This window comes from Saccharospirillaceae bacterium (assembly GCA_022448365.1).
In the GTDB taxonomy this organism is placed as follows: Bacteria; Pseudomonadota; Gammaproteobacteria; order Pseudomonadales; family Oceanobacteraceae; genus Bacterioplanoides.
Window position 1 is genome coordinate 225,283 of record JAKVCS010000004.1, and the last position, 12,409, is coordinate 237,691.

Below are 12,409 nucleotides of genomic sequence, written 5' to 3' on the forward strand. Positions count from 1 at the left end.
TCTTGATGTTAGTTGAAAAATAATTGAGGGGCGAATGGTGGAATTTAACCGTCAAAGCATTGCAACGCTGCAAAAAATTAAACGCCTGGCGAAGAATGAGCAAGGTTGCGTGATTCATTATGACTCGCCAACACTGGAAAATGAGCTCCGAACGTTAGTTCAAAGCGGCGTAAGTCGAGAGTTACTGCAGCTGATTGAGTCATTTTTGCCAACTCAGGAGCCAGTCCCTGCCTTTACGACCGAGCCAAGGGTCTATCGTGGTGCGCAGCAGATAGTTGATGATGCTGAACGCACGTCTAAGCGCACACAACGGATTTATCGCGGACAGGTTGTGATGGCCTGATTACAACCCTCTATAAATGCGACACCCTGGTGCACCTGTGCTAGGGTTTGCCCAATTCAAGGACGTTTTTGAGGCAATATTATGCAGTGGAGCGGTATTCCGCGCACACGGGTTTCCGCAATTCTTGGCGTGCTACTCACTGGTTATCTGATTTTAATGAGCCTGCAGCTGAATCAGAACTCCGGCCACTGGTTAAATCGGCTGGATTATCTGTGGTATGACCTGCGGTTTAACTGGTCATTGCAATGGCAACCCAAGCAGATTGGCGAGCAACCCATCGCTATTGTTGATATTGATGAAAAGGCGTTAGCAGAACAAGGGCGCTGGCCCTGGAGTCGCCATAAACTCGCTGATCTGGTAACCACGCTGAGCGAATACGGTGCCGTAGTGGTGGCATTCGATGTGGTATTTTCCGAACCTGAACGGAATCCCGTGGATGAAGTTCAGCAACGCATTGCCATCGATGGTGAAGTCTGGAAGGTACCGCCCGGCTGGTACCGTCAGGTGGACGGCGATAGTCAACTGGCTCAGGAATTGCCGTCAACCGATGTTGTGCTTGGGTTCTTTTTTCTCGATGAGGGCTCAGTAACCGTTGGCCAGCTACCGGCACCGGTTTATCGTTTGAATAGCGCGCAACGCCAAAACCTGGTGATGATTACGAAACCGGGTTATGCCGCCAACTTACCCTTGCTGCAACAAGCTGCGCAGGGTGGCGGGTTCGTTACAACATTTGCGGATGCTGATGGTGCAGTACGCCGTTCACCGCTGATTATCCGGTACGGCAATTATGTTTACCCATCGCTTTCGTTAGCAACGGTTATGACCTATCTGTTTGATAATGAATTGGTTCTGGAAACAGCCGAGGTTGGGCAGGTCGAGGTGTTACGACGCATTGGCCTGACGGAACAAATGGCACGCTCTGATGGCTCTGGCCGGGTGATTGTTCCTTACCGGGGCGGTAAAAAAACCTTTCCTTATTTTTCTGCAACGGATGTTTTGAACGGTCGGATTGATAACGATTCATTAGAGGGTGCGATTGTGTTGATCGGAACCTCAGCCATTGGTCTGGCGGATTTACGAACCACGCCAGTAGGCACGCAATATCCTGGCGTTGAGGTGCATGCCAATATTATTGATGCCATGTTAAATGATGGTTTTCCGTACCGACCTGAATGGGAGGCTGGGGCAACATTAATGCAACTGGTATTGATTGGTGCTGTATTGTCATTATGGCTACCAAGACTGGGACCTATCTGGGCGATAATGGTCAGCGGTACCGCCATGTTATTGGCCGTTGCCGGCAATTTTTATCTCTGGAATAAGCTGAATCTTGATTTACCGCTGGCGGCTATTATTTTGCTGGTGGTGGTATTGACTATGTTGAATCTTGGATACGGTTTTTTACGGGAAAATGCCAGCCGGAAACTACTAAAAGGAATGTTTGACCAGTATGTGCCGCCTGCACATATCGACCGGATGATGAGTGATCCCAGTGCCTATCAGTTTGAGGGTGAGCAAAAAGAATTAACAGTACTGTTCAGTGATATCCGAAGCTTCACCAATATTTCGGAAACGTTATCTGCTGCCGAACTGAAAGGGTTTCTTAACAGCTATTTTACGCCGATTACTCAGATTATTTTCGATAATGAAGGTACCATCGACAAATACGTCGGCGATATGGTAATGGCTTTCTGGGGAGCCCCCATTGATGATGAGCGACACGCTTATCATGCTGTCCTGACCGCATTGAAAATGCAGCAAATGACACAAAGGCTACGCGATGAATTTTCAAAGAAAGGCTGGCCTGCCGTTGAAATTGGTGTTGGTCTGAATAGTGGGCCAATGAATGTGGGTGACATGGGATCTTCTTATCGTCGTGCTTATACCGTCCTCGGAGATTCCGTCAACCTCGGGTCACGACTGGAAAGTATTACCAAGTTCTACGGTGCAAAAATATTGCTTGGTGAGCATACTCAGGCTTTGGCTCCGGAATTTATCTATCGCTACGTTGATCGTATTCAGGTAAAAGGGAAGAATGAGCCGGTCCGGGTTTATGAACCTTTATGTTTACAAAAGGATATGACCAGTGCGCTTTCCGCTGAGCTGACTCAATACGAAGCAGCGCATCAGTTATATATGGAGCAGCAATGGGATGCTGCGGCAGCGGCGTTTTCTGAACTGATTCAGAGTTACCCGGAGCAAAAATTGTATCAGGTTTACAAAGACCGGGTTGCAGACTTACGTCAGGAGAACCTTCCACACGACTGGGATGGTGTTTTCCGCCACACACAGAAATAAAAAGCAGGCGGAGTCACTCTGCCTGCGCTTTTCATACCTCATTCGGTCAGATTTACTGCCCCGGGCCAAGCAATTAAGCCGGTTGCCGTGTTCGGTGTTTCGGCGGTGTCTTGCAGTTGGAACCCCCCGGCCACACCGGGTATACCTCCAGCTGATGCCGGTGCCGTCAGGACTCCACCAATTTCGCTATTATTCAGATCCAGACTGATTCCACCATGGCTACCGTTAGTCACATCCAGATCGAGAACCGGCGTGTTCTGAGTGGCATTGCCTGGGCGAATATCACCGCTGAAACTGGCATTCCACAGATCACCGTTGAAGTTTGCTTGCAGGTTACCATTGCTGACAGCGCCTGAAGTGAGGTTCAGATCAAAGCTGCCACTCACGGTGGTATTTTCAACCAGCGTTCCATTGAGTGTCGCGGGTGCCAGGCCATTACCGGCGAAAGAAATGGTTCCTGACAGACCGATCAAATCGGTTACGCGAACGGGCTTCGATTTTATCCAGACTGCCGGCCCCTGAAGATCGACATGTTCTGTGCTTTGTGAGTCACGGTATTGTTCGATACTGCCTTCAGCTACGTCATTCCAAACCCCCCAGCTGACATTCGCAATTGGCTGGTTGGTGGTGCTGATTCCGGTAAAGCGAGTGACATCCAGTGCATTATCTGCGTCCTCTTTCAGAGAGACAAATACTGTCTGACCTCTTTCGTCTATAAATGTGGTCCCTGGCGTCACTTTATTGTTGATAATAAAGGCGCCATATTGATCACTATTGAGGAATTTTGCGTACTCGCTGTCGCTTAACCGCTGGTCTGGTGAGGCCAGCTCCGGCCGCTCACCATTGCCACCATCCGGGTTACCGCTGTTGTCGGAATCACCTCCCAGATTTGCGTTATCCTCGATTACCTGCTGAGTTAATTGTTCTTCACTGCCGGAGTCTTGTTCTTTATCCAGCCCATTAGGCAGTTCAGTCTGTTGGATACTTGGGTTTTCCACGGTTTGATCGGCTTCCGGAGCTTGCTCATCATCAAGGTCGGTCTCTGGAGCTTGCTGCTCGTTATCCGAGTCGCTGGATTCTGATTCTTTCTCTAATGGCTGTGCTGGCTGATGAAGGGCATCCGGTGCCGACAGCAACCCCTGAACTCCTTGACCATCCACCAGGGCAAAATCAAAATCTGCTCCCATTCCGAGGTTCATCTGTCCAAGCGAGCTGTTTACTGTGATGCCACCGGAGGAAACCCCAAGATACAATTTCTCAGGCGTAACCAGGGCTACGCGATATACCGTGCCACGAATACCGATGCTGGCAACCGGCGTATCTACCTTATACGCCTCTTTATCGCCCTTACCGATGCTGCCTGTCAGCGTACGAAAGCCGCCTTCAATCAACTCCATTAATACTTCACCCTCGTCGCTGGCATCGCTTGGTTGACGATAGGTTTTGATATTCAGTTTGGAGTTGGCGCGCAAAGCCAGCATACCTTTATCAACAAAACGAATCTGGACCCGGCTGTTATCGCCGGTGGAGATAACATCACTGGAATACACCATATCCCGGCGCTTCAGCTGACGCACTTCGCCATCAATATTAGTGGCCTGAGCTTCACCGCGGACCATAATGACCCGTCCGGCAACGCCACCCGCTTGAGACAGTGGCATCCAGATTATCAGTGTAAATATCAGCAAGAACTTCATTAGACTATTCATCGTTTTGCCTCCGTTAGAATGCCAATGTGAGACCAGCTTCGAGCAGCAGACGATCGTATTGATACACGTCGATATTGCTCGAATTATCCATATAGCTGAACTGACCATAGGCCGTCAGGTGAGCAATGATTTGTTGGTTGTAGCCGAGGATATATTGCGTCAGGGTCTCGCTGCGTTGTTTGCCATTGCTCAGCAGATCGTCTGGATTTTTCTTCTGGAATTCGTAACTGCGCCAGGCGAGCATGCTGTATGCACTGGATTCACCAGTAAATGCGTATTGTGCAGCCAGATTAATCCCCAGGATATCTTTAGCCAGCGGGCTGTCATCGGCGGAATCGGTACTGAGCATAGCGGAGCTTTGCGCTGAAAATCTTCCATTCGCATACTCAGGGCCTGCACTGATTTCCAGCTGCAGAGCGTCAAGGTCGTCGTTAATCTGGTTATCGTTGTTGCGTAGTTCTGCACGAGAGTTAAAGCGCCATGTCGGTGACAGACGATATTTCCAGTTCAGATTGGCGGATAAAGTATTTTGCAGACTTTCATCGGACAGCCAGTATTGCTGATAGCCGCCGCCCAAACGCCAGTGATGGTAGCCGCGAATTACCTGCAGGCCCCCCTGTAAAAATACTGAGTTAAGGTCGTAGGTATTGGTTTTTGCGTTGGCTTTTCGCTGGCCACCAATACGAACATCGAAGCCACTGCGTTTTGTAATCGGGGCACTGTAGCTTGCCTGACCACGCAATTTATAAAAGCCACTGGCGGTTTCTTTCTGGCTGTCATTCAGCCGCACTCGCTGTTCGGTTCCTTCCAGAATGAGATCAATTTCATCGATATCAGTGGATGAATTGATATTGGAATCGTAGCCACCACCGTAGCTCGCTAACGCTGACCAACGTGGGGTAAGTGCCTGGCGTCGCTCTTCTATACGGCGCAGGAACTTGTCGATGGTCGTGTGTACTTTATTGGGGGGATTCTGTGCCAGTACCAGACGGAATTCCGCTTCAGAAGCATCCAATTGGCCAAGAAAATAATAGCTGCGGGCTAATTCCAGGCGGTAACGCGGAACCTGCGGAAACTGATCACTCAGGCGCTCAAATACGAACAGAGCTTCGTGATGCGCACCGATCTGAGCAGCACTGAAGCCATAATAAAAGTCGAACTGGCTGTCACCTTCAAAAGTTTCCAGATGTGGTTCGGCCAGTGCCTTCGCTTGCTGAAACTGTTGCTGATCGATTAATCGCGATAACTTGTTGTTGATATCTCTGATATCAATAGATGATGTCTCGGTCTCGGTCTCGGTTTTGGGTATGGGTTCTGAGCTTTGATCTGTTTCAGCCAGACTCACAGAAGTGAGCAGCAATGCCAGAATTGCAGGGGCTAAGTGCTTCATTGATGGTGATCCCTGGAGCATAGTCATTCCATCCACTGTTTATCGTGGGTTTGTCTTAAGTGTGCCTTGCTTGAGCAGAATTGCCAGTCTTAATACTGATATTCATGAGTATGGTGGAAAAGAATCTAGACTGGTTATAACAAGCTCACATTTTCTGCGTTTCCAGGTCAACAATATGCGTACAGCCAGTTCTCTCTCTCGTGCTCAGGTACAAATGGTATTGAGTAAGATTCCTTTTTTCCGTGCATTCAGCTGTGATGAACGAGAACGCATTGCCGATGAACAAAGCAGTTTTCATATTGCCAGGGATGGTGAGTTTATTATTCGTAAGGGCAGCCAGGAGTACGCTTTTTATCTGCTGTTATCCGGTAGCTGTGATGTATTGGAAGAGGAGCAGGGTGGTGCGCTTTTGACTCTTGAGCCAGGGGCTGTATTTGGCGAAATTGGTTTTTTATCTGAGCAGCCAAGAACGACCCACGTTATTGCCCGTCAACCATCCATTCTGATGCGTGTTGATCGCGCCACATTGAGCCGCTTTAAGCCGGAAATTCGTGAGAAATTTAAAGATCAGTTGATCGATAAGCTGGTTAAGCGAATTATTCAGTCCCAATAACACCATTCCTTTGACTTGCCTCAACCTCTCCTGAGTACGGCGGATCCGCATGAATTTTCTTGATGTGTGTCAATTTGCTACTGCCTGTCATTGTTAGAGTAGATCCAGAGCAAACGAGATGACTTACGGGTCATGTTTTATGGATAACGAACACGAGGTGAGCAGCTATGTTTATGGATGAGGTAGTTTTTTCAGGATTAGCAATTGTAGGCCTGACTTGTGCCTTTTTTGTGGGTTTTTATCTCGCGGTTAAAAATGATATTCGCAAGCACGGTGCCGGTGACTAAGTTGCCACACTGTCCTTGCTTCCGGTTATCTGGTTAGGCGTGGGATTGTCTATGGAAGATCGGTTTATGTATTGAGTCGGTTGCTTTCGGCCTGGGTTCCGGAGTGCCATCCCTTATATAGCCGCTGCCCGTTAGTTACAGCTGATGCTGTGCAAGTAACAGCGGCTGGTCAAATTTTAACTGCTTTAGTGTTAATAATAACTGCTCCAGATCTTCGCCTTCCTCTACCGGCCCAATCCGCACTTTATGCAGCGGACGCTGACTGTTTTTAGCCGGTTTGTTGATGGTAACCGGCCATTTACCTTGCAGTTTTTCGACCAGAGTTCGTTGCAGTCGCGCAGCGGCGCTTGGATCGGATAAAGCACCCACTTGCACCCAGCGTTCAGTTCTGGCTTTGGGGGGATGAATAATATCCACCTTAACCTGGGCGGTACCTTGTTTGTGAATCCCGAGTTTTACTGCTGCAGCGTACGATAAATCAATAATCCTGCTTTCATGGAATGGCCCTCGATCATTAACCCGGACAATAACCGATTGCTGGGTTTCGAGCCGCGTCACTCGCACATAGCTGGGTAGCGGCAGGGTTTTGTGAGCAGCCGTGAACTGATAAACATCATAAACCTCACCATTCGACGTGCGGTGGCCATGAAACTTCATGCCATACCAGGAAGCTACACCTTCTTCGCTGTAGTTATCAGCGTTTTCCATCACTTCATATTCTTTACCTAATACGGTGTAACGAGAAGGGTTACCCATCACACTTTTGGCTTCTGCTTTGGCAATGGGCTCTTTTAACGCCTGAATATCAGCAATCGGAGCTGGGGTGAAGTCCTGTGCATGTTTGTAGCGGGAGGGAGTGCAGGCGCTGAGCGCACCTGCTAACAACAGAAGAATAATCAGGTGTTGCATTACTTCGCCAGTTCTTCACTCAGCTGATGAACGGCCATGGCATACATACGACTGTGGTTATAGCGGGTGATGACGTAAAAGTTATATTCTCCGAGCCAGAATTCCGCGCCCTTGTTACCTTGTAACCGAATCAGGGCCGCGGGTTTGTCGTCATCAATGGGTTCAGTCGGCGTAACCCCCAGTGCTTTCAGCTCGGCAGTTGTCCACTTTGGTTTACGGCTGTCGTTGACCACATCCTGATATCGATTGCCAGACACACGAACCCGTTGTACAACCGGTTCACCATCGCGCCAGCCATGGCGTTTGAAATAATTTGCGACACTGGCAATGGCATCTGCCGGGCTTGCCCATAAATCCCGTTTGCCATCGAGATCACCATCCACAGCGTAGCTCAGGTAGCTGGTGGGAATAAACTGACCGTACCCCATTGCGCCGGCATACGAGCCCTTTATGGTTGCAGGGTCCAGTTGCTCTTTCTCTGCCAGAGAGAAAAAGGCTTTTAATTCACGCCAGAATAACGGACGTTTCGGATAATCAAATGCCAGTGTGGCAAGAGAGTCCAATACCCGGTAGCGGCCCTGACGTTTGCCGTAAAAAGTTTCGACACCAATGATGGCGGCGATCACTTCTTTGCGCACACCGTATTTTTTCTCTGCAGCCGCCAACAACTCCACATGTTCGGCCATAAAAGCTTTACCGCCTTCAATGCGTTTTGGGGTCAGAAAAATTTTACGGTAGTCGTACCACTCTTTGCTTTTCTCGGCAGGTCGGGCGATGGCTTCGAGAACTGAATTGAGTTTTTCAGCCTGAGATAACCAGGCTTTCGCTTCAGCAGGGGGGATTTCGTATTCTTTTTCCAGCTCTGCTGCGAACTGTTCAAAACGGGGATGCTGATCATAAGCTGCCAGAGCCGGTGTGCCCAGAGCCAGAGTTGCGCCGATCATTGCAGCAGTGCCAGCAATCAGGCCTTTGAAACGCATAATAGAATTCCTGTTTTCTGCGACGGCTTACGTGAAAAATAAATGAACCGCTCTACTTTTTACTGTGAGTATTCATCGACATCAGAATGCCAAAAGCAGCTAACAAACTCACAACCGAAGTACCACCATAACTCACTAATGGTAAGGGTACGCCGACCACGGGTAAGATGCCACTGACCATACCAATATTTACGAACACGTAGATAAAAAAGGTAACCGCTAAACTGCCAGACAATAAACGTCCGAAAAGAGTCTCACAACGAGCGGATAAATATAAGCAGCGCATAATAATCAGGAAGTATAGTGTTAACAGCGCCAGTACGCCGATTAATCCTAATTCTTCTGCGAGTACCGCAATGATAAAGTCGGTATGACTCTCTGGCAGGAATTCCAACTGCGACTGAGTGCCCTGCATAAACCCTTTGCCCTCTATGCCGCCGGAGCCAATCGCAGTTTTCGATTGGATGATATTCCAGCCGGAACCAAGCGGATCACTTTCCGGGTTGAGGAAGGTAAGTACCCTTTGCTTCTGATACTCGCGCATCACGAAAAACCACATCAAGGGTGCACAGGCCGCGACTATGCCACCCATAGAGAAAATCAGCCACCAGGGCATACCAGCAAAAAACAGCACCAATAGCCCAGAGGTGCTGACCAGGATGGAGGTGCCGAGATCAGGCTGTTTCAGAATCATCACGGTTGGGATGGCGATAATCATCATCGCTTTTACCAGATCAAATAACCTTGGCGGCACCGGGCGTTTTGACATATACCATGCGACTGCTAACGGCAGTGCTAACTTTACCAACTCGGAAGGCTGGAAGCGCGGCAGGCCCGGTAAATCGAGCCAGCGTTGCGCACCCTTTGCCCCAACACCGGCAACCAGCACAGCAACAAGCGCAATCAGACCGGCACTATATCCCCAGGGCGCCAGTCGCTGATAAACACGAGGCGGAATCTGAGCTGCAATAAATAAGCCGGTAAAACCAATGGCGTAGTGAATGGCCTGGCGTTTCACCATGCCCCAGTCCTGACCGCTGGCACTGTAAAGCAGCAACAAACCAGCGCTGGTGAGGCCCAGCAACAACAGCAGTAAAATCAGGTCTACGTGGATACGAGCGAACCAGGCACGGCTGCGATTAAAGCCATGCTCTGAGCTGGCTTCGGACATGGTGCGGGAAAAATCAGTACCGGCCATTACCCTTCCGCGCCTCCTAGATATTCATTAATAATGGTCTGGGCGATGGGGCCGGCCGTTTTACCCGCAGACTCACCGTTTTCGACCACGACAGCAACGGCAATTGCCGGGTTATCAATCGGGGCAAATGCAATAAACAATGCGTGATCCCGCAGGCGTTCTTTCAGCGCTTCTGAGTCGTACTCTTCATCCTGTTTAATACCAACGACCTGAGCGGTACCGGTTTTACCGGCAATCGGGTAGCGAAGGTTTTTCTGCAGTCGTCGGGCGGTACCATGGGTTCCGGTGATCACTTTCTTCATAGCGGAGAACATTTTGTCCCAGTCAGCCGGATCTTTCAGTGTTACGTTATCAATATCGGGATCGGGAATAATATCCAGTTCGTCATTGTGCGCGTAGATCAGGCGCGGCGTTACCCATTTACCGCGATTGGCTAATACCGCGGTGGCGGTCGCCAGCTGGATGGGAGTGGTCAGCATATACCCCTGGCCAATCCCGAGGTTGACGGTATCGCCAGCATACCAGTGGGTTTTGGCTTTGCGCCGTTTCCAGTCGCGACTGGGGAGCAGTCCCCGTAAGGCATTATTTACATCCAGCGTCATATTACGGCCAAAGCCGAATTGCCCCAAAAACGGCGAAATTAAATCAACGCCGGTACGCACGGCGACGTCATAAAAATAGGTGTCGCAGGATTCAACAATGGCAGCTTCCATGTCCACCATGCCATGACCGGTTCGTTTCCAGTCGCGATAAATCCGGTCGTCATTGGGTAGCTGATACCAGCCCTGATCGTCGATTTCTTCGTTCCAACTGGTGGTGCCAGCATCAATCATGGCCAAACCCAGAAAGGGTTTCAGGGTGGATGCGGGTGGATACTGTCCTCGACGGGTACGATCGAATAGCGGTAAGTCCGGATTATCTCTTAATGCGGAATAATCCTTATGGGAAATGCCGGTAACAAATAAATTAGGGTCATAGCTGGGGTTGCTGTAGATACTGAGAATACCGCCACTGGCGACTTCAATCGCGACTAATGCACCACGACGACCTTGCAGTTGTTGCTCCGCCAGTTGCTGAAGCCGTGTATCCAAATGCAGGGTAATGTCGTCACCGGGAATCGGATCGGTTTGTTCAATTACCCGTAAAATTCGGCCTCGGGCATTGGTCTCGACTTTCTGATAACCCACCTGGCCATGCAAATCGGCCTCGTATTGTTTTTCGATCCCTAATTTACCGATAAAGCGCGTAGCACTGTACTGACGTTTTTTATCCAGGTCTTCGTCCAGTCGATTCTGTTCTTTCTGGTTAATACGGGCGACGTATCCCAGTACATGAGCAAAAGATTTGCCCTGTGGGTAATGCCTGACAAGCTGTGCCTCAACATCGACACCGGGCAGGTAGGTGCGATTAACCATCACTTTGGCAATTTCTTCTTCACTGAGCTTGTGTCGCAAAACGATGGGTTCAAAAGGCCGACGGCGATATTTACGGCGTTTTTCAAACTGTTCCTTATTGCGCCCTGAGATACCAATCAGCTTATCCAGGTAGCTGATGGTCTGCTCCATGTCGTTAACTCGTTCGGGAACCAGCGTCAGGCTGTAAGACGGCACATTCTCCGCCAACAGCACCCCATTGCGGTCATAGATGAGTCCCCGGTTGGGTGCAATGGGTTTGAGTTGAATCCGATTGTTTTCTGACAGGTCGCGATATTTTTCGTGCAAATCGATCTGCAGGTGCATCATGCGCCAGCCGAGGATGCATAACATCAGAAATATGATGATCGCCAGCACAATCGCCCGGGAACGAAACAGCAGTTTTTCCGCTGATTTATCCCTGAACGAGTGCTCCCACATAATGGTTTCCTGGCTTACTTGTGGTAGGGGTGCCCCTGGAGAATACTCCAGGCACGGTACAGTTGTTCGGCCATCAGCACCCGCACCAGAGGATGGGGAAGAGTCAGATTGGATAACGACCAGCGTTGTTTCGCCAACGACAACACGTCCTGCGTCATACCATCCGGGCCGCCAATCAGCAGAGCGACATCGCCTCCCTGCATACGCCAGTTGCTGAGGTTTTCTGCCAGCTGCTCGGTCCTCCAGGGTTTACCTTTTACATCCAGTGCAACCACGTGATCCTGGGGGCGAATGGCTTTTTTCAGCGCTTCCGCCTCCTGTTGCATGGCCTTTTCTTTACTGGTGTTTTTGGCGCGGTGCCCCGGGTTGATTTCGACCAGCTCCAAAGCGCAATCGCTAGGCAGTCGTTTGGCGTATTCCTGATAGCCTTGTTCAACCCAGGCTGGCATTTTGGTGCCAACCGCCAGCAAGCGAAGCTTCATAGAAAATCAGTCTTCGCTGTCTTCTGGCTCACCCCAGAGGCGCTCCAGATCGTAAAAGTGGCGCGATTGATCGGTCATTACGTGAACCACAACATCACCCAGATCGATGAGTACCCAGTCGGCGGCTGCACGGCCCTCAGTGCCATTCGGTCGCAAACCTGCATGTTTGGCTTTTTCCTCCACGTTGCCAGCAACGGCTGTGACATGGCGGTTAGAGGTACCGGTGGCGATGATCATCCAGTCGGTAACCGAAGTACGGCCACGGACATCCAGTTCAGTGATGTTTTGCGCTTTCATGTCGTCCAGCGCGTCAACCACCAGAGATTTAATTTGCTCAGTTTGCATTA

11 protein-coding genes and 1 pseudogene are annotated in these 12,409 nt (G+C 49.9%); 3 read left to right on the forward strand and 9 right to left on the reverse strand.

The features are described from left to right. Nucleotides 1–34: 34 nt before the first annotated feature. Together MK185_12200 and MK185_12205 are read left to right on the forward strand one after the other, a co-directional pair. Nucleotides 35–343 carry a hypothetical protein gene (locus MK185_12200; GenBank protein ID MCH2041387.1) on the forward strand — a complete coding sequence of 103 codons (309 nt, stop codon included), beginning with the start codon at nt 35–37 and terminating at the stop codon, nt 341–343. Nucleotides 344–424: 81 nt separating this feature from the next. Next, nucleotides 425–2,641, forward strand: coding sequence for an adenylate/guanylate cyclase domain-containing protein (locus MK185_12205; protein MCH2041388.1), 2,217 nt, complete (start codon nt 425–427; stop codon nt 2,639–2,641). 38 nt (nt 2,642–2,679) lie between these two features. On the opposite strand, the gene MK185_12210 is transcribed toward MK185_12205, so the two are convergent. Beyond that, nucleotides 2,680–4,350: a FecR domain-containing protein gene (locus tag MK185_12210; protein MCH2041389.1), complete on the reverse strand. Its 1,671-nt coding sequence runs from the start codon at nt 4,348–4,350 to the stop codon at nt 2,680–2,682. 13 nt (nt 4,351–4,363) lie between these two features. Beyond that, on the reverse strand, nt 4,364–5,740 hold the full coding sequence (locus tag MK185_12215) for a tetratricopeptide repeat protein (protein MCH2041390.1): 1,377 nt from the start codon (nt 5,738–5,740) through the stop codon (nt 4,364–4,366). 175 nt (nt 5,741–5,915) lie between these two features. On the opposite strand from MK185_12215, the gene MK185_12220 reads away from it, so the two are divergent. Further along, complete coding sequence (locus tag MK185_12220; protein ID MCH2041391.1) at nt 5,916–6,353, forward strand: cyclic nucleotide-binding domain-containing protein; 438 nt, start codon at nt 5,916–5,918, stop codon at nt 6,351–6,353. A gap of 422 nt (nt 6,354–6,775) precedes the next feature. Here the strand turns inward: MK185_12220 and MK185_12225 are convergent, their stop codons facing one another. The 7 genes and pseudogenes from MK185_12225 to rsfS all read right to left on the reverse strand — a co-directional run bounded on the left by MK185_12225 (nt 6,776) and on the right by rsfS (nt 12,407). Continuing rightward, on the reverse strand, nt 6,776–7,057 hold the full coding sequence (locus MK185_12225; GenBank protein MCH2041392.1) for an SPOR domain-containing protein: 282 nt from the start codon (nt 7,055–7,057) through the stop codon (nt 6,776–6,778). Then, a pseudogene (locus MK185_12230) lies at nt 7,040–7,402 on the reverse strand (septal ring lytic transglycosylase RlpA family protein). Before MK185_12230 ends, MK185_12225 begins: the two are co-directional and overlap by 18 nt. A 146-nt stretch (nt 7,403–7,548) precedes the next feature. Then, nucleotides 7,549–8,529, reverse strand: coding sequence for a lytic murein transglycosylase B (mltB, locus tag MK185_12235; GenBank protein MCH2041393.1), 981 nt, complete (start codon nt 8,527–8,529; stop codon nt 7,549–7,551). 52 nt (nt 8,530–8,581) lie between these two features. Beyond that, the gene (gene rodA, locus MK185_12240) at nt 8,582–9,727 is read right to left on the reverse strand and encodes a rod shape-determining protein RodA (protein MCH2041394.1); all 1,146 of its coding nucleotides are present in this window, start codon (nt 9,725–9,727) and stop codon (nt 8,582–8,584) included. After that, nucleotides 9,727–11,580, reverse strand: coding sequence for a penicillin-binding protein 2 (gene mrdA / locus MK185_12245; GenBank protein ID MCH2041395.1), 1,854 nt, complete (start codon nt 11,578–11,580; stop codon nt 9,727–9,729). Before mrdA ends, rodA begins: the two co-directional genes overlap by 1 nt. 14 nt (nt 11,581–11,594) lie before the next feature. Then, nucleotides 11,595–12,062, reverse strand: a complete 468-nt coding sequence (gene rlmH, locus MK185_12250) for a 23S rRNA (pseudouridine(1915)-N(3))-methyltransferase RlmH (protein MCH2041396.1) — start codon at nt 12,060–12,062, stop codon at nt 11,595–11,597. 6 nt (nt 12,063–12,068) lie between these two features. Then, complete coding sequence (rsfS, locus tag MK185_12255) at nt 12,069–12,407, reverse strand: ribosome silencing factor (GenBank protein ID MCH2041397.1); 339 nt, start codon at nt 12,405–12,407, stop codon at nt 12,069–12,071. Between the last annotated feature and the right edge of the window lie 2 nt (nt 12,408–12,409).

Coding starts and splice junctions, on each gene's coding strand:
- mrdA (MCH2041395.1), bottom strand. CDS start 11,580: ATGTGGGAGCACTCGTTCAGGGATAAATCAGCGGAAAAACTGCTGTTT.
- MK185_12220 (MCH2041391.1), top strand. CDS start 5,916: ATGCGTACAGCCAGTTCTCTCTCTCGTGCTCAGGTACAAATGGTATTG.
- MK185_12205 (MCH2041388.1), top strand. CDS start 425: ATGCAGTGGAGCGGTATTCCGCGCACACGGGTTTCCGCAATTCTTGGC.
- rlmH (MCH2041396.1), bottom strand. CDS start 12,062: ATGAAGCTTCGCTTGCTGGCGGTTGGCACCAAAATGCCAGCCTGGGTT.
- MK185_12215 (MCH2041390.1), bottom strand. CDS start 5,740: ATGAAGCACTTAGCCCCTGCAATTCTGGCATTGCTGCTCACTTCTGTG.
- MK185_12200 (MCH2041387.1), top strand. CDS start 35: ATGGTGGAATTTAACCGTCAAAGCATTGCAACGCTGCAAAAAATTAAA.
- rsfS (MCH2041397.1), bottom strand. CDS start 12,407: ATGCAAACTGAGCAAATTAAATCTCTGGTGGTTGACGCGCTGGACGAC.
- mltB (MCH2041393.1), bottom strand. CDS start 8,529: ATGCGTTTCAAAGGCCTGATTGCTGGCACTGCTGCAATGATCGGCGCA.
- MK185_12210 (MCH2041389.1), bottom strand. CDS start 4,350: ATGAATAGTCTAATGAAGTTCTTGCTGATATTTACACTGATAATCTGG.
- rodA (MCH2041394.1), bottom strand. CDS start 9,727: ATGGCCGGTACTGATTTTTCCCGCACCATGTCCGAAGCCAGCTCAGAG.